The sequence below is a fragment of the Pseudomonas sp. IT-P4 genome (assembly GCF_949767755.1).
Classification (GTDB): Bacteria; Pseudomonadota; Gammaproteobacteria; order Pseudomonadales; family Pseudomonadaceae; genus Aquipseudomonas; species Aquipseudomonas monachiensis.
In genome coordinates, this window is sequence record NZ_CATKPX010000111.1 from 88,520 (window position 1) to 103,817 (window position 15,298).

A 15,298-nucleotide genomic window follows, 5' to 3' on the forward strand; every position below is an offset into this window, starting at 1 on the left:
AAGCGGCAGCGCACGAAAAGCCCCGATCATTCGGGGCTTTTTTTCGCCGGATCTTCAGTCGTTGGGCAGCGGCATCTGGTCGTCATCCGGGATGCCGTCACCAGTACTTGGATCTCTCCAACCCTTCGGCTTTTCAGTGGGCACCACCGTTGGCCGCGCCAGGGGATCGCGCAACGGGCTGTCGGGATCCATCACCGGATCGGTGCTTTGCTCGGGGGTTGTAGGGACAGTTTCCGGACGTTTGTCGTCGAAACTGGAATCAGTAGACATACGCACCTCCATTGGACCTAAGGCTTCAGGTCACCCAGTGGATCATAGGGCTTGGCCGGAGCCTTGGGGTTGTCACCCGGCTTCACGTCCCTCGGTGCCTTGGCAGGCCCGATCGGGTCGACCTGAGGATCGGCAAGGTCCGGGGAGTCGGGATCGAAACCCAGCTCATCACCAGACGAATGTTCAGACGAGTGCGGACCGACGGGCGTTTTGGAATGAGCCATGGGTACCTCCTGATATGGACCCGAAGCAATGTTCCGGCCCCTTAAGATCAGAGACTGGCCATGGGCAATGGTGCCCGGCGGGTGACCAACGGACTTACTGGCTGGCCAAGGCTTTTTTCGCCCTGGCGGCGGCCTGTTCCTGACCGGCCTGGGCCAGATCGTTGGCGGCGTTGAGCCAACGCTGCTGATCGACCTGGGCCGGGATTTGGCTCGGATTCTGGATCAGCACCGCCCAACCACCGGCATCCTTGAACGCCGACTCGAAGGAACTGAAGCTCATCAGTTCGCGGCGGTTCATCCCGGCCCGCACCAGGACCGTCTGCTTCTGGCGGTTGTAGCCGGCCAGAATGGCGTAACGCGGTTCGGCCCACATGGCCGAGCCTTCGGTAAAGCGCACCATCACCGGATAACCGGCGGCAACTTGGGTCAACAGGGCGGCAAGGTTGCTATCGAGGGGGTAAACGACCATCCCGTACTCGCGGGCCAGGTTCTGCATGTTCTGTTGTAACTGGGCTTCGCCTCCCGGCAAATGCAGGGGTTTGTCGAGCAGTCCCGGGGTAATCACGATGCCCTGCTGGGACAGCATGCTGGCCAGCACCTGCGGCCCGCTTTGATACGCATCGCCCCGGTAGAACCGGCCGCTGAGTTCGACTCGTTCCGGCAGGCGCTTGATCTCGGGCGCAACGCTCCCGGCACAGCCCGCCAGGCTTGCCACGCAACCGGCGATCAGCATGGTCGACAAAATTCGAGAAAATACCCGCACCATCATCTCTCTCTTGTTCAGGTTCAGACGCCAGGCAATCCCATTCCCGGCTTGGGCGTCGATCATAGGTCGCCGCGCCGCTACGGTATAGCTCTAAACGGTAGCGGAGTGCATTCGATAGAGCGAACTGGTTGGTGACAGACGACTTTCGGTCAATAGCCTGAAATGCAGCAACGGCTAGACTGTTCACTGAAGAGACGACAGCGAAGCGTGAGTGCCCATAGAAGGGCAAAGAGGAGGCACAGATGAGCCTGACCATGATCATTGTAATGTTGGTTTGCGGCTGGCTGGCGGTAGCTGCCGCCATGCTGTGGGGCGTGCTGCGCATCACTCGCCGCCACCATTATCCTGTCCAGCCGGCTCCTGCGCCGGAAGCGGACAAGACGCCGAACCAACACGCCAACGCTCACTGACCACACCACACCTTTACCCGAGACCAACAAAAACGGCCGCCTGCACTCCTTCGAGTTCAGGCGGCCGTTTCGTTCAGCGTGGGTCAGGCCTCGGTGGCTGCCCGCTTTTCCCTGGACCGACGGGACATCATGTTCAACACCTCGATCGCAGCCGAGAATGCCATGGCCGCATAGACGTAGCCTTTCGGTACATGGGCACCGAAGCCTTCGGCGATCAGTGTCATGCCAATCATGATCAGGAAGCCCAGGGCCAGCATCACCACCGTCGGGTTGTCGTTGATGAACTTGGCCAGCGGATCAGCCGCCAGCAACATCACCAGTACCGACACCACCACCGCGATGACCATGATCGGCAAATGCTCGGTCATGCCGACAGCGGTAATGATGCTGTCGATGGAGAACACCATGTCCAGCATCAGGATCTGACCGATCGCGGCAGCAAAGCCCAGGGTCACGGTCGAGGTCGCCGATTTCGGATCTTCCGGTGCCGGGTCCATGCTGTGATGGATCTCGGTGGTCGCCTTCCACAACAGGAACAGGCCACCGGCAATCAGGATCATGTCTTTCCATGAGAACGCGTGGCCGAGAATCTCGATCACCGGATTGGTCAACTGGACGATGAACGCAATGGTGCTCAGCAAGCCCAGGCGCAGGATCAACGCCATGCCGATACCGATGCGTCGTGCCCGCTGGCGATTGTGCAAGGGCAGCTTGTTGGTCAGGATCGAGATGAAGATCAGGTTATCGATGCCGAGCACGATCTCCATCACAATCAGGGTGGCAAGGGCGACCCAGGCGGTGGGGCTGGCGGCAAGTTGTAAAAGGTAGTCCATGGGTCAGTCCTGACTCGTTGTAATACGGTTTAGATTTCCTGGGAGGAAGATTCGGTTTTTTCCGATTCTTTTTCCGATGATTCTTTTTTACTGATCAACCCGCTGGTGGCGTCACTGAGCGCCTGTTCGGCGGCCTTGTGGGTATCGTCAATCACCTGTTTGGCGCTTTCGGCAGCCTTGCCCATCAATTGTTGCGCGCTTTTCTCGGCCTGGTCGCAACCGGCCAGTACCAGTAAAGACGTAATCAGCAGTGCCGTGGCTTTAAGCTTCATGATGCTTTCCTCGATAGAACGAACGGGACCTAAACGATGGCCCGTTGATAGCGATGCATTCTAGGGAAGCAAACACTTCAGGAAAATTCGTATTTTTAGCGGTTATACTTCGACTTTTACGAAGTGTTAGACGCCATGCTCAATTATCGGCAATTGCATTACTTCTGGGTGGTGGCCAAGACCGGCAGCATCGTGCGCGCCTGTGAGCAGCTCAATCTCACGCCACAAACCATCAGCGGGCAGATTTCATTGCTGGAACAGACCTTTGGCATCGAGTTGTTCCGGCGCGTCGGACGGCAACTGGAACTCACCGAGGCCGGCCGCCAGGCCCTGCCCTACGCCGAACAAATGTTCCAACTCGGTGGCGAACTGGAACTGATGCTGCGGGCACAACCCAATGAACAGCAGATCCTGTTTCGTGTCGGTGTGGCCGACGTGGTGCCCAAGTCCATCGTCTATCGCCTGATCGCACCGACCATGGAGCTGAGCGAACCGCTGCGCATCACGTGCCGCGAAGACAAGCTTGAACGTTTGTTGGCCGACCTGGCGATCCAGCGCCTGGACCTGGTGATCTCCGACAGCCCGATGCCATCACACTTGGACATCAAGGGCTACAGCCAGAAACTCGGTGAGTGCGGGATCAGCTTCTTCGCCACCCCGGAACTGGCGGCCCGTTACGGCCGGGACTTTCCGCGCAACCTGCACGGTGCGCCGCTGCTGATTCCCGGGCCGGAAACCGTGGTGCGCAGCCGCTTGCAACGCTGGTTTGCCGAGCAGCAGATCCAGCCGCAAATCGTTGGCGAGTTCGACGACAGCGCGTTGATGCAGGCTTTCGGGCAATCCGGTAGCGGGATCTTCATCGGCCCGAGCGTGATTGCCGATGAAGTGCAACGCCAATGCGGCGTGGAGGTGATTGGCCAGACCGACGCGGTGAGCGAGTCGTTCTATGCCATCTCAGTGGAACGCAAGGTCAAGCACCCCGGCATTGTCGCCATTACCGAAGGTGCCCGACGCGAGCTGTTTACAGCGCTGTGACCTCTTCGCGGGGCTTGAAGGTCATCAGGGCGATGGCCAGCAGGATCGACGCCAGAATGAAAGCGGCGGCGGCGAAGCCAAGGCCTTGCAGACCGACGCTGTCGATCACCCGACCACCGATCATCGCCCCCAGACCGATACCGAGGTTGGCCCCGGCGATGTTCAGCGACGCGGCGAAAGCCGGCGCTTCGGGCGCCGCTTTCATCAGGCGCACATGGCTGACCAGGAACAACGCCGCCTGGGTCACGCCCCAGATGCCCATCGCCGCCGCCAGGCCGAGGGGCGAATGGATGTTCGGCACCAGCGCCACCAGGCCGGCGATCATGAACGCACAGAACATCATCGACGCCATCAACGGGTGACGATCCACCGCACGGCCACCCAGGGAGTTGCCGATCAGCCCGACCGCGCCGAAGCCCATCAGGCACCAGCCGACCACGGTGCCGTTGAAGCCTGCCAGGCGCTCAAGAATGTCCGCCAGATAGGTGTACGCGGTGAACATGCCGCTGAACACAATCACAGACAGCAGCACGTGACCGAGCATCAGCGGGCTGCGCAGGATCTTGAACTGCGAGCGAAAACTCACCTGATGCTGGTGCAGGTTGGTCCTGGGCAGATAGATAAACAGCAGCAACGCCTTGGCAAAGGCGATGACCGCCAGAATCGCGAAGGCACTGCGCCAGCCGAACGCATCGGAAATCAGCGTGCCCACGGGAATGCCAAACACCGTGGCGCAAACGATGCCGAAACCGATCTTGGCAATGGCGCGCCCGGCGTAATCCGGCCCGACGATATCCACCGCCGTTTCGCTGGCCAAGGCCCAGAACACCGGCAGCCCCAGTGCCGGGATCAAACGGGCAAACGCCATCACCCAGATATTCGGCGCCAGCGCTGCGAGCGTGTTGGCCAAGCCAAACATGATCAGCACCGAGATGAACAGCTTGCGCCGCTCGAAGCGGGCGAAATACGCCGTCAGGAACGGCCCGAACGCGGCCACGGTGAAAGCGAACAGGGTCACCAGCAAACCGGCCTGGGGGATGCTGACCTCCAGGTCCCGGGCGATGGCCGGCAACAGGCCGACGATGATGAACTCCGTGGTCAGCACCGTGAAGCCGGCGGCGGACAACAGAAGAATGGGCAACAGCATGCAAAACTCCAGAAAACGAAAACACCAGCGATAGCCCGAAGGCCCACTGGCAGAGATGAAAATGAGGATGGCGAATCTTAACAGAGTGTTTTCGGATGCGGTTGCACGAACCTGCAATTCGCGTTGAATGCCAGGGTGGCAGTTCGTCACAGGCCTGAAAGATCGTTCCTGCGCTGTGATAAAGTCCGCGCCCTTTGTGGCGAGGGAGCTTGCTCCCTCGCCACAGGAATCAGCGCTGGCATTAGCGCCGTGTTCCCCTCTCGGTTTCCCGTCTGCGGCCTGCCCTGCTTGTTGCTGCAACTGCGGTGAAACCTCGCACTTATAAAAAATCAGAGATGCCGTTTTATGACTGCTTCATCCCCTTCTCTATTGCAACGCCTTAAACGCTTGAGCCTGGTCACACAGATCGTGATCGGCCTGATCGCCGGTATTGCCCTGGCACTGATTGCCCCCGACCTGGCCAAGTCCACGGCGTTCATCGGCAAAGTGTTTGTCTCGGCACTGAAAGCCGTCGCGCCAATTCTTGTGTTCGTGCTGGTCATGGCGTCGATTGCCAACCACAAGCACGGCCAGGAAACCCATATCCGGCCGATTCTGTTCCTGTATCTGCTGGGCACTTTCGCCGCCGCCGTGGTCGCGGTGGTTGCCAGCATGACGTTCCCTTCGAGCCTGGTGCTGTCGACCCAGGACGTCGCGGTCACTGCGCCAGGCGGGATTGGCGAAGTGCTGCAAAGCCTGTTGCTGAGCGTGGTCGATAATCCGGTCAGCGCCCTGATGAATGCCAACTTCATTGGTATTCTGGCCTGGGCCATCGGCATGGGCATTGCCATCCGCCACGCCGGCGACACCACCCGTGAAGTGCTGGGCGACCTGTCCAACGGCGTGACGGTGATTGTGCGCCTGGTGATCAGCTTCGCCCCGCTGGGCATCTTCGGCCTGGTGGCCTCGACGCTCGCCACCTCCGGTTTCGGCGCCCTGATCGGCTACGCGCACCTGCTGGCCGTACTGCTGGGCTGCATGCTGTTCGTGGCGCTGGTGATGAACCCGCTGATCGTGTTCTGGAAATTGCGTCGCAACCCGTACCCGCTGGTGCTGACCTGCCTGCGCGAAAGCGGCATCACGGCATTCTTCACCCGTAGCTCGGCGGCGAACATTCCGGTCAACCTGGAGTTGAGCAAGCGCCTGGGCCTGCACGAAGACACCTACTCGGTATCGATCCCGCTGGGCGCGACCATCAATATGGCGGGAGCTGCGATCACCATCACCGTGCTGACCCTGGCGGCCGTGCACACCCTCGGCATCGCCGTGGACATTCCCACCGCGATCCTGCTGAGCGTCGTCGCAGCCATCTGCGCCTGCGGTGCTTCGGGTGTGGCCGGTGGTTCGCTGTTGCTGATTCCACTGGCGTGCAGCCTGTTTGGCATCCCGAGCGAAATCGCCATGCAGGTGGTGGCGGTCGGTTTCATCATCGGCGTGTTGCAGGACTCGGCGGAAACCGCGCTGAACTCCTCCACCGATGTGCTGTTCACCGCGGCGGCTTGCCTGGGTGAAGAGGCAAAAGCAGAACGCCTGGCCTAACGAAGATCAAAAGATCGCAGCCTGCGGCAGCTCCTACATTGGCTCACCGTACACCCTGTAGGAGCTGCCGCAGGCTGCGATCTCTGGCTCCACCAACGAAAAAGCCCGCCAAGGTGCAAACCTTGGCGGGCTTTTTTGTACCTGGACGGTTTAGAACGCGCCCATGTAGTCGCGCTTGCCCACTTCCACGCCGTTGTGGCGCAGCAGTGCGTAAGTGGTGGTGACGTGGAAGAAGAACTGCGGCAGGCCGTAGGTCAGCAGGTAGGACTGGCCGCTGAAGCGCTTCTCTTTAGGCGTGCCCGGACGGGTCACGATCTCGATGCCTTCCTTGCCGTTGATCTGCTCCGGCGTGAACTCGCCGATGTAGGCCAGAACCTTGGCGATCAATGCTTGCAGCTCGGCGAAGGTGGTTTCAGTGTCGTCGTACTTCGGCAGTTCGACTTCGGCCAGACGCGAAGAAATGCCTTTGGCGAAATCAACGGCGATCTGCACCTGGCGTACCAGCGGGAACATGTCCGGGAACAGGCGCGCTTGCAGGAAGGCATTAGGGTCGATGTTTTTTTCGGTAGCGTGGGCTTCGGCCTTTTTCAGCACACCGCTGAGGGCGTTGAGCATTTGCTGGAGAACAGGGATGGAAGCGTCGTACAGGGAAATGGTCATGGCAGTCTCGTGTGATGACAGGAGGGAACGTGGGGCCGATTATAGCCACCCGCGCCCTCCCGAGACCGTTCTTTTTCAGCTGCCGTAAACCTTCGCCGCCGGAACGGCCTGAGTCATCAGCTGCGCAATCGCTTCGCCCATCTCGCCAACCGCCCAGCGGCCCTGGCGATCCAGTTGCGGACCACGGCGCCAGCCGTCGGCGATCGACAACTTGCCGCCCTCGACTTCGAACATCTGCCCGGTCACCCCGGCGGAAGCCTCGGAGCCCAGCCACACCACCAGCGGCGCGACGTTTTCCGGGGCGAAGTAATCGAAGCCTTCTTCAGGCTTTTTCATGGTGTCGGCGAACACTTGCTCGGTCATCCCGGTGCGCGCGGCCGGCGCCAGGGCATTGGCGGTGATCCCGTAGCGGCGCAGTTCAGCCGCCTGCACCAGGGTCAGCGAGGCAATACCACCCTTGGCCGCCGCATAGTTGGACTGGCCGACGGAGCCCTGCAACCCGGCGCCGGAGCTGGTGTTGATGATCCGCGCATCGACCTTGGCACCGCCCTTGGCCTGCTCGCGCCAATATTTGACGGCGTGGCTGGAAATGCAGAAATGGCCCTTCAGATGCACGGCCACCACGGCATCCCAGTCGGCTTCGCTGAGGCTGGCGAACATGCGGTCGCGGCAGATGCCGGCGTTGTTGACCACCACATTCAGGTCGCCAAAGGTTTCGATGGCCTGGCGCACAATCAGGCCCGCCGAGTCGTAGCGGGTGATGTCGTCGCTGTTGGCCACGGCGCTGCCGCCTTGCCCCAGGATTTCGCCGACCACGGCCAGCGCTGCTTCGCGGTTGATGTCGTTGACCACCACTTTCGCGCCTTCGGCGGCGAAAGCCAGCGCGTAGGCGCGGCCCAGGCCACCGCCGGCACCGGTGATGATCACCACACGGTTTTCACAGATTTTCATATTGCTCATCCTTCAAATTCATCACTCGTTGCCACAATCCCGCTCCCACAGGTTCAGTGGGCATCTTGAAATCACAGGCGTTCGATAATCGTCACGTTGGCCTGACCGCCGCCTTCGCACATGGTCTGCATGCCGTAGCGTCCACCGCTGCGTTCCAGTTCATGCAGCAAGGTGCACATCAAGCGGGTGCCGGTGGCACCCAATGGATGGCCGAGGGCAATCGCGCCGCCGTTGACGTTGGTCTGTTCATGGGGATAGCCCGTTTCTTTCAACCAGGCCATGGCCACCGAGGCGAAGGCTTCGTTGATCTCTACGCGGTCGATGTCTTCCAGCTTCATGCCGGCACGCTTGAGTGCGTAAGCGGTAGCCGGGATCGGCGCGGTGAGCATCCAGATCGGGTCTTCGGCGCGCACGCTCAGGTGATGGATGCGAGCCCGTGGTGTCAGGCCGTAACGTTTGAGCGCCGCCTCCGAAACGATCAGCATCGCACTGGCCGCATCACAGGTCTGGCTCGACACCGCGGCGGTCACCCGGTCGCAGCCGAACAGGAACTCCAGCTCGGCCATTTTTTCCAGGCTGGTCTGGCGTGGCGTTTCGTCATGCAGCACACCGGCCAGTGGCACGATCTCGCGATTGAAGCGGCCTTGCTCGATGGCCTGCAAGGCACGTCGATGGGACTCCAGCGAATAGGCTTCAAGCTGCGCCCGGGACAGGTCCCACTTTTGCGCGATCATCTGCGCCGAACGGAACTGCGTTGGCGGTTGCGCGCCATAGCGCCGCACCCAGCCTTCGGAACCGCTGAACGGATCGGTGAAGCCCAAGGGTTCGGCGGCGATCATCGCCGAGGAAATCGGGATCTGGGTCATGGTCTGCACGCCACCGGCGACGACCACATCCTGGGTACCGCTCATCACCGCCTGGGCGGCGAAGTGCACCGCTTGCTGGGACGAACCGCACTGGCGATCGATGGTGGTGCCCGGCACCGCTTGCGACAGGCCGGCCGCCAGCCAACTGGTACGGGCGATGTCACCGGCCAGCGGGCCGATGGTGTCGACACAGCCGAAGATCACGTCGTCGTAATCCTCGTCGGGAATGGCGTTGCGCCCGACCAGCGCACGCAATACGTGGGCGCCCAGGTCGGCGGCGTGGATCTGGCTCAGACCACCCTTGCGCCGCCCGGTGGGCGTGCGCAGGGCGTCGACGATATAAGCTTCAGGCATGGTGTATCCCACAATAAAAGTTGAAGTCAGGCGCCGATAACCTGTGGGAGCGGGCTTGCTCGCGAATGCGTCAGTTCAGTCGACAAAAATGTTGAATGTGCTGCCGCCTTCGCGAGCAAGCCCGCTCCCACAGGGGATTTCGTCACCCTTACTGACGAGTCAGAAACGTACTGCCCGCACCCAGCGCGGGTGTGCCGTCAAACAGCGCCGCGCGAATCCGCCCTTTGTGCAGGCCGCGATCACCCCAGACCTTGTCCAGCACCCAGGCGCGTTTCATGAACAGGTGCAAATCCACTTCCCAGGTGTACCCCATGGCACCGTGAGCCTGGATGGTGTTTTTCGCCGCGAGCATGGCCGCTTCTGCGGTCGCCAATTTGGCGTGGGACACGAATACGTCCTGCTCCGGTTGTTGTTCGGCGATGGCATAAGCGGCGCGGTACAGCGGGCCCTTGGCGAACTCGATATGCACCGCGACGTTGGCCATCAGATGCTTGACCGCCTGGAACGAACCCACCGGTTTGCCGAACTGCTTGCGCTCGAAGGTGTAGTCCACCGCCAGGTCGACCATGCGTTTGGCCAGCCCGAGCAATTGCGCGGCACTGGCGAGGGCGCCACGGTTGAAGGCGGCTGCCCACAGGCGTCGGCCCTGTTCACCACTGGCCACACAAGTGGCGGGGGTTGGCGTCCACTCGACCTGAAACAACTGACGGCTCGGATCGACCGACTCGTTGCGGGTCAAGCGCACGGCATCACGCTCCAGGGCGTGCACTTCGTCGCCATTGGCCAGCAGCAGCAGATCAGCAACGTGGGCATCACTGACCAGCGGGTTACCTGGCTCGGAAACCGCGAGACGTGCACGGCCCTCGGCCACTTGCGACAGCCATTTTTGTTTGAGCGACGCGTGTTGCTCATCCAGGGCGGCAAGCAACGGCACGCCGATCAGCATGGTGTCCACCAACGGTTCTGGCAGCCCGGCATAACCGCATTCCTGGGCGATCAGCACGAAGTCCAGCTCATTCATGCCCATGCCGTCCTGCGCCTCGGGGACGGTCAGGGCGGTCAGGCCGAGTTCCACCAGTTGTGCCCAGAGCTGATCACTGCGCCCGTTGTCGCTCTGCCACAGTTCGCGGATGCGTTCCGGGGTGACTTCGTTGATCAGAAAGCTGCGGACGTTGTCCTGAAACAGCAGTTGGTCGCGGCTGAAACTAAAGTCCATGGTCTATTCCTCAGGCACGCGGCATGCCGAGCATGCGTTCGGCAATGATGTTGCGCTGGATCTCGTTGGTGCCGGCGTAGATCGGACCGGCCTGGGCAAACAGGAAACCTTCCAGCCAATGGCCGACGTCACCGGCGGCCGGTGCATGCGGCAGCAGTTCGCCGCGCAGGCCGAGAATGCTCATGGCGGTGTCGTGCATGCGCTGGTCGAGTTCGGACCAGAAGATCTTGTTGGTCGACGACTCCGGCCCGATCTTGCCGCCCTGCACCAGTTGCGAGGCGGTCATGTAGGTGCTCAGGGTGTAGGCCTCGGCATCGAGCCAGGCACGCATCACCGCTTCACCGATGGCCGGGTCGCGGTCGGCCTGCTCGCGGTTGGCCAGGTACAGCTGCACCAGACGCTTGGCGGTTTCCTGGAAGCGCGCCGGTGAGCGCAGCAACAAACCCCGCTCGAAACCGGCGGTAGACATCGCCACATGCCAGCCCATGCCTTCGCCACCGAGGGCGTTCTCCACCGGCACCTTGACGTCGTCGAAGAAGATCTCGGCGAAGCCCGGCAAGCCGTTGAGCTGCGGAATCGGCCGCACGGTGATCCCCGGCGTATCCAGCGGCAGCAAAATGAAGGTCAGGCCGTGATGACGCTGGGACTGCGCGTCGGTACGGAAAATACCGAACGCCCAATCGGCCCACACCGCACGGGTCGACCAGGTTTTCTGGCCGTTGATCACGTAGTGGTCGCCCACGCGTTCAGCCTTGGAACGGATCGCCGCCATGTCGGAACCGGCGCCCGGCTCGGACCAGGCCTGGGCCCAGATGTCTTCGCCAGTGGCCATGCGCGGCAGAAAACGCGCCTTTTGCTCCGGGGTGCCGTACTCCATCAGGGTCGGGCCGAGCAGGAAGATACCGTTCTGGTTGACCCGTGCCGGCGCCCCGCAACGGTAGTATTCCTCCTCGAAAATCAGCCACTCGATCAGGTCGCAACCGCGCCCGCCGAGCTCGGTCGGCCAGGTGACCATGCCCCAACGGCCTTCGTTGAGCCTGGCTTCCCACGCCCGGTGCTGGGCAAAGCCAGCCTCGGTGTCGAACGATTGCAGCGGTTCACTCGGTACATTGGTCGCCAGCCAGGTCCGTGCCTCGGCACGAAAGGCCTGCTGGGCCGGGGTATAGGTCAGGTCCATGGATATGCCTTCAGCCGTTGAATCGGGCATCGCGTTTCTCGACGAACGAGTCGCGTGCTTCCTGAGAGTCCAGTGAGCGGTAGGCTTCGAGGGTGAAGCCCTGCTCCCAGCGGTATTTGTCTTCCAGATTGCCGTCTTCGATGCCGCTCAGCGCTTCCTTGGCCAGGCTGATCATGCCGGGGCTCTTGGCGGCGATGGTGCGGGCGATCTGCAACGCGGCGTCGCGCAAGTCTTCGCGCTTGACCACCCGCTCCACCGCACCCAGGCGGTAGGCTTCGGCGGCGTCGATAGCCTCGCCGGTGAAGTACATGTGGCGGACTTTCTGCACCGGGAACAGGCGCTGCAAATGCGCACCGCCGCCCATGGCCCCGCGATCCACTTCCGGCACGCCAAAGGTGGCGCACTCGGACGCGACGATGATGTCGGCGGCGCCGCAAATGCCGATGCCGCCGCCCAGCACGAAACCGTGCACGGCGACGATCACCGGTTTCGGGTTGCGGTGGATGGCCTTGAAGCTGTCGTAGTTGCCCTTGTTCACCGCGACGATCAGGTTACCGTCGGCGGCCAGTTCCTTGATATCGACCCCGGCGCAGAAGCCGCGACCTTCGGCACGGATCACGATCACCCGCACGTCGCTGTCGCGGCCCAGGCCCTCGATCTCGCTGGCGATATCGGCCCAGCCCTGACTGCTGAAGGCATTGACCGGTGGCCGGTCGAACACCAGTTCTGCGATGCCGCTATCAATACTCACGCTAAATGGTTTCATGCCTTTCCCCTTCACGACACACGGCGGCACAGCTCGCCCAGGCGCGCTTCGGCGTCGCGGACGATCTGTTCAATCAATTGGGCGCAGCTGGGCAAGCTGTCGATGGATGCAGCGATTTGTCCGGCAGGCAACACGCCCTCGGCCGGACGCCCGTCGACCATGGCTTTCTGGATCACCATCGGCGCGTTAGCGGCCATGATGCTTTGCGCAGCGGTCAGTTCACCGGCACCGCGCATTTTCAAGGCACTGCTCAGCAACTGGGTCAGGCTCATGCCCGTGTGGCGGCGGTAGGCCAGGCCACTTTGCAACGCCAGCAACAGGCGCTTGAGACCACCGCTGTTTTCCAGCTGGTTGAGCAATTCGTTGCGGATCATCCGTTGCGGCATGCCGTCGATGGCGCGGCTGATGATGATGGCCGCCGGGTCCTTGACCGCCAGGTACCGCGCCAGGGTCGCCTGGGGCACCGGGCTGTCGGCGCACATCAAAAAACGCGTGCCCATGGCGATGCCTTCGGCACCGTAGGCCAGGGCTGACACCAGGCCCCTGCCGTCCTTGAAGCCGCCGGCCGCCACCACGGGCACCGACACGGCATTGACCACCTGATCAAGCAGCATCGAAGTAGGAACGGAACCGGTATGCCCGCCGCCCTCGCCGCCCTGTACAGTCACCGCATCGGCGCCCATTTCCACGGCTTTCTGCGCATGCTTGAGCGCGCCCACCGTGGGGATGCACACCACACCGGCATCCTTCAGGCGGCTGATCATGTGCTTGCCCGGCGAACGGCTGTAGCTGACCGCCCGGACTTTGTGGCGCAATACCAGCTCGACGATCTCGCCGGCATTGGCCTGGTACATGTGGAAGTTCACGCCGAACGGCTGGTCGGTCAGGCGCCGGGTTTCGATAATCACCGCTTCCATCTGCTGCGGTTCGATGGTCGCCCCGGCGAGAAAACCAAAGCCGCCAGCATTGCCCGTGGCCGCCACCAGTTTCGGGTCGGCGACCCAGCCCATGGCGGTCTGGATGATCGGGTAGCGGCAACCGAGCAGTTCAGTCAAACGAGTATTCAACGAGATCGCCATGCTCACGCCTCGCCCGTTTTGCGCTGGGAACTGGCCATGGCCTTGGCGTCGTAGCCGCCGAGGCGGTCGCCGGACACCAGCTCATTGTGGGCATGGGCGAAGTGATGCAGGCCGAACACCATGTCCATGGTCGCGCGCTTGCCCATCAGGTCTTCGGCGTTGTTCACCGCTTGCTTGCTCAGTTGCAGGCCCAGGCGCGGCATCTGGGCGATGCGCCCCGCGATGTCGAAGGTCTGTTGTTCCAGCTCGTCGCGAGCCACCACCCGATTGAGCATGCCCATCTGATAGGCCCGCGGCGCCGGCATGCGTTCGCCGAGGAACAGGAACTCCTTGGCGATGCGCGGATTGAGTTCATGCACGTGGGCGAAATACTCGACCCCGGGAATGCCCATGCGTACCACCGGATCGGCGAAATACGCATCCTCGCTGGCGACGATCAGGTCGCAGACCCAGGCCAGCATCAAACCACCGGCAATGCACGCGCCCTGGACCATGGCGATGGTCGGCTTGGGCATCTCGCGCCACCGACGGCACATGCCCAGATAGACTTCCTGCTCGCGGGCATAGAGAAACTCACCGCCCGGTTTGTTCACATGGTCGTACCACAGGCTGGCGCGGTCGAAGGTTTTGTCGACGTCGCGGCCCGGGGTGCCGATGTCATGCCCGGCGGAGAAATGCTTGCCGGCGCCGCGCAGCACAATGACCTTCACTTCATCGTCATCGCAGGCCCGGCGAAACGCCGCGTCCAGCGCATAGGTCATCTGCGAGTTCTGCGCATTGTGGAACTCGGGGCGGTTCATGGTGACCAGGGCCACCGCGTCGCGCACCTCGTACAGCACCACCCCGGCCTGATTGTTATCGTTATGTTCAGCCATCACTTTTCTCCGCAACGCGTTGCTCAGCGTTGGCCTGGCGGGTTGTCTTTGAGTTGCAGGGCGCGCAGGTTGTGCGGATCCAGGCGCTGGATCAGCTGCAACTGCTCGGCCGTCGGTGCCTCCGTGGTCGGGCAAACGTCCGGCACGTGCAGCTCGAAGCCGGTGTTGTCCTGGACTTGCGCCGCCGTCACGCCGGGGTGCAGCGAACGGATGCGCATCTGCCGCTGCGGGCCCTGGAAATCCAGGACGCAGAGGTCGGTGATGATCAGGCGGATGTCGATGTCGTCCAGCGACCAGCCCCGCGCCAGTCGGGCCGGGTTGTAGCCGACCGAGGCAACCATATCGACCTCGCCTTCGACGAATACCCGCCGGTTATGGCTCGGCACGCAAAACGAGTTGGCGTGGCTGATCGAGTTGCCGGGGAAACCGCGCACGCCGAGCATCTGCGCCTTGGGTTTGGCGTAGTCACCGATGCAGGAAATGTTGGCTTGACCGTAACGGTCGATCTGGGTCGGGCCGACCAACGCATGGCGCTTGCCGCCCCAGACGTTGTCGAAAATCCGCGAGAAACCCATCCAGCTGTCGCGCTTGGGCTCGTAGCCCTTGCGTGCGCCCAACGGCACCGGTTCGGCAACCATGTAGGCTTCGGAATCGGTCATCAGCAGGTTCGGGTTGCTGGTCAACATGGCCAGCGAAGCGGCCAGACGCGGGATCACGCCGATGCCGGAGGCCAATACTTCGCCGTCTTCGCGCCAGGCTTCGGAGGCCGCGCAGATCATCAACTCAGCGAGGCTGAAATCAGTAGTGCTCATCGAAAGG

The 15,298-nt window shown here is 62.1% G+C and carries 18 protein-coding genes; 3 read left to right on the top strand and 15 right to left on the bottom strand.

The features are described 5' to 3' along the window. Positions 1-54: 54 nt before the first annotated feature. From ACM6IT_RS28365 to ACM6IT_RS28375, 3 genes are all read right to left on the bottom strand, one after another. On the bottom strand, positions 55-270 hold the full coding sequence (locus ACM6IT_RS28365) for a hypothetical protein (RefSeq protein ID WP_007977127.1): 216 nt from the start codon (positions 268-270) through the stop codon (positions 55-57). Positions 271-287: 17 nt separating this feature from the next. Further along, the gene (locus tag ACM6IT_RS28370) at positions 288-494 is read right to left on the bottom strand and encodes a DUF6021 family protein (protein WP_056722339.1); all 207 of its coding nucleotides are present in this window, start codon (positions 492-494) and stop codon (positions 288-290) included. A 94-nt stretch (positions 495-588) separates the two neighbouring features. Continuing rightward, positions 589-1,323: a peptidase C39 family protein gene (locus ACM6IT_RS28375; RefSeq protein ID WP_414919135.1), complete on the bottom strand. Its 735-nt coding sequence runs from the start codon at positions 1,321-1,323 to the stop codon at positions 589-591. A gap of 179 nt (positions 1,324-1,502) precedes the next feature. Here ACM6IT_RS28375 and ACM6IT_RS28380 point away from each other — a divergent pair, with 179 nt between their 5' ends. Next, positions 1,503-1,670: a hypothetical protein gene (locus ACM6IT_RS28380; protein WP_177336458.1), complete on the top strand. Its 168-nt coding sequence runs from the start codon at positions 1,503-1,505 to the stop codon at positions 1,668-1,670. Between the two features lie 83 nt (positions 1,671-1,753). Here ACM6IT_RS28380 and ACM6IT_RS28385 read toward each other — a convergent pair whose 3' ends face one another. Further along, positions 1,754-2,503: a TerC family protein gene (locus ACM6IT_RS28385; RefSeq protein ID WP_056722343.1), complete on the bottom strand. Its 750-nt coding sequence runs from the start codon at positions 2,501-2,503 to the stop codon at positions 1,754-1,756. 29 nt (positions 2,504-2,532) lie between these two features. Further along, complete coding sequence (locus ACM6IT_RS28390) at positions 2,533-2,775, bottom strand: hypothetical protein (protein WP_414912739.1); 243 nt, start codon at positions 2,773-2,775, stop codon at positions 2,533-2,535. 135 nt (positions 2,776-2,910) lie between these two features. On the opposite strand from ACM6IT_RS28390, the gene nhaR reads away from it, so the two are divergent. After that, positions 2,911-3,810 carry a transcriptional activator NhaR gene (gene nhaR, locus ACM6IT_RS28395; protein ID WP_414919136.1) on the top strand — a complete coding sequence of 300 codons (900 nt, stop codon included), beginning with the start codon at positions 2,911-2,913 and terminating at the stop codon, positions 3,808-3,810. Here the strand turns inward: nhaR and ACM6IT_RS28400 are convergent. Further along, a complete protein-coding gene (locus ACM6IT_RS28400) occupies positions 3,797-4,957 on the bottom strand; it encodes an MFS transporter (RefSeq protein ID WP_008048831.1) in 1,161 nt (386 codons plus the stop codon). The genes nhaR and ACM6IT_RS28400 overlap by 14 nt on opposite strands. A 345-nt stretch (positions 4,958-5,302) precedes the next feature. Here ACM6IT_RS28400 and sstT point away from each other — a divergent pair, with 345 nt between their 5' ends. Beyond that, the gene (gene sstT, locus ACM6IT_RS28405) at positions 5,303-6,535 is read left to right on the top strand and encodes a serine/threonine transporter SstT (RefSeq protein WP_046043062.1); all 1,233 of its coding nucleotides are present in this window, start codon (positions 5,303-5,305) and stop codon (positions 6,533-6,535) included. Between the two features lie 150 nt (positions 6,536-6,685). On the opposite strand, the gene ACM6IT_RS28410 is transcribed toward sstT, so the two are convergent. From ACM6IT_RS28410 to ACM6IT_RS28450, 9 genes are all read right to left on the bottom strand, one after another. After that, positions 6,686-7,195, bottom strand: coding sequence for a DUF1993 family protein (locus ACM6IT_RS28410; protein ID WP_056722346.1), 510 nt, complete (start codon positions 7,193-7,195; stop codon positions 6,686-6,688). 75 nt (positions 7,196-7,270) lie between these two features. After that, positions 7,271-8,146 (bottom strand): SDR family oxidoreductase, encoded by an 876-nt coding sequence (locus tag ACM6IT_RS28415; RefSeq protein WP_414919137.1) that lies wholly within the window; start codon positions 8,144-8,146, stop codon positions 7,271-7,273. A 71-nt stretch (positions 8,147-8,217) separates the two neighbouring features. Further along, positions 8,218-9,366 carry an acetyl-CoA C-acetyltransferase gene (locus ACM6IT_RS28420; RefSeq protein ID WP_414919138.1) on the bottom strand — a complete coding sequence of 383 codons (1,149 nt, stop codon included), beginning with the start codon at positions 9,364-9,366 and terminating at the stop codon, positions 8,218-8,220. 148 nt (positions 9,367-9,514) lie between these two features. Beyond that, entirely contained in the window at positions 9,515-10,582 is a 1,068-nt protein-coding gene (locus ACM6IT_RS28425) for an acyl-CoA dehydrogenase family protein (protein WP_414919139.1), read from the bottom strand. A 10-nt stretch (positions 10,583-10,592) separates the two neighbouring features. After that, complete coding sequence (locus ACM6IT_RS28430; protein WP_414919183.1) at positions 10,593-11,759, bottom strand: acyl-CoA dehydrogenase family protein; 1,167 nt, start codon at positions 11,757-11,759, stop codon at positions 10,593-10,595. A gap of 10 nt (positions 11,760-11,769) precedes the next feature. Then, the gene (locus ACM6IT_RS28435) at positions 11,770-12,525 is read right to left on the bottom strand and encodes an enoyl-CoA hydratase family protein (protein WP_409078864.1); all 756 of its coding nucleotides are present in this window, start codon (positions 12,523-12,525) and stop codon (positions 11,770-11,772) included. A gap of 11 nt (positions 12,526-12,536) precedes the next feature. Continuing rightward, positions 12,537-13,604 (bottom strand): NAD(P)H-dependent flavin oxidoreductase, encoded by a 1,068-nt coding sequence (locus ACM6IT_RS28440; RefSeq protein WP_414919140.1) that lies wholly within the window; start codon positions 13,602-13,604, stop codon positions 12,537-12,539. Between the two features lie 2 nt (positions 13,605-13,606). Then, positions 13,607-14,479 (bottom strand): enoyl-CoA hydratase, encoded by an 873-nt coding sequence (locus ACM6IT_RS28445; protein WP_414919141.1) that lies wholly within the window; start codon positions 14,477-14,479, stop codon positions 13,607-13,609. A 23-nt stretch (positions 14,480-14,502) separates the two neighbouring features. Beyond that, positions 14,503-15,291 (bottom strand): CoA-transferase subunit beta, encoded by a 789-nt coding sequence (locus ACM6IT_RS28450; RefSeq protein ID WP_414919142.1) that lies wholly within the window; start codon positions 15,289-15,291, stop codon positions 14,503-14,505. Positions 15,292-15,298: the final 7 nt, after the last annotated feature.

Coding starts and splice junctions, on each gene's coding strand:
- ACM6IT_RS28400 (WP_008048831.1), bottom strand. CDS start 4,957: ATGCTGTTGCCCATTCTTCTGTTGTCCGCCGCCGGCTTCACGGTGCTG.
- sstT (WP_046043062.1), top strand. CDS start 5,303: ATGACTGCTTCATCCCCTTCTCTATTGCAACGCCTTAAACGCTTGAGC.
- ACM6IT_RS28375 (WP_414919135.1), bottom strand. CDS start 1,323: ATGATCGACGCCCAAGCCGGGAATGGGATTGCCTGGCGTCTGAACCTG.
- ACM6IT_RS28435 (WP_409078864.1), bottom strand. CDS start 12,525: ATGAAACCATTTAGCGTGAGTATTGATAGCGGCATCGCAGAACTGGTG.
- ACM6IT_RS28450 (WP_414919142.1), bottom strand. CDS start 15,291: ATGAGCACTACTGATTTCAGCCTCGCTGAGTTGATGATCTGCGCGGCC.
- ACM6IT_RS28390 (WP_414912739.1), bottom strand. CDS start 2,775: ATGAAGCTTAAAGCCACGGCACTGCTGATTACGTCTTTACTGGTACTG.
- ACM6IT_RS28370 (WP_056722339.1), bottom strand. CDS start 494: ATGGCTCATTCCAAAACGCCCGTCGGTCCGCACTCGTCTGAACATTCG.
- ACM6IT_RS28425 (WP_414919139.1), bottom strand. CDS start 10,582: ATGGACTTTAGTTTCAGCCGCGACCAACTGCTGTTTCAGGACAACGTC.
- ACM6IT_RS28385 (WP_056722343.1), bottom strand. CDS start 2,503: ATGGACTACCTTTTACAACTTGCCGCCAGCCCCACCGCCTGGGTCGCC.
- ACM6IT_RS28410 (WP_056722346.1), bottom strand. CDS start 7,195: ATGACCATTTCCCTGTACGACGCTTCCATCCCTGTTCTCCAGCAAATG.
- ACM6IT_RS28365 (WP_007977127.1), bottom strand. CDS start 270: ATGTCTACTGATTCCAGTTTCGACGACAAACGTCCGGAAACTGTCCCT.
- ACM6IT_RS28420 (WP_414919138.1), bottom strand. CDS start 9,366: ATGCCTGAAGCTTATATCGTCGACGCCCTGCGCACGCCCACCGGGCGG.
- ACM6IT_RS28415 (WP_414919137.1), bottom strand. CDS start 8,146: ATGAAAATCTGTGAAAACCGTGTGGTGATCATCACCGGTGCCGGCGGT.
- ACM6IT_RS28430 (WP_414919183.1), bottom strand. CDS start 11,759: ATGGACCTGACCTATACCCCGGCCCAGCAGGCCTTTCGTGCCGAGGCA.
- nhaR (WP_414919136.1), top strand. CDS start 2,911: ATGCTCAATTATCGGCAATTGCATTACTTCTGGGTGGTGGCCAAGACC.
- ACM6IT_RS28445 (WP_414919141.1), bottom strand. CDS start 14,479: ATGGCTGAACATAACGATAACAATCAGGCCGGGGTGGTGCTGTACGAG.
- ACM6IT_RS28440 (WP_414919140.1), bottom strand. CDS start 13,604: ATGGCGATCTCGTTGAATACTCGTTTGACTGAACTGCTCGGTTGCCGC.
- ACM6IT_RS28380 (WP_177336458.1), top strand. CDS start 1,503: ATGAGCCTGACCATGATCATTGTAATGTTGGTTTGCGGCTGGCTGGCG.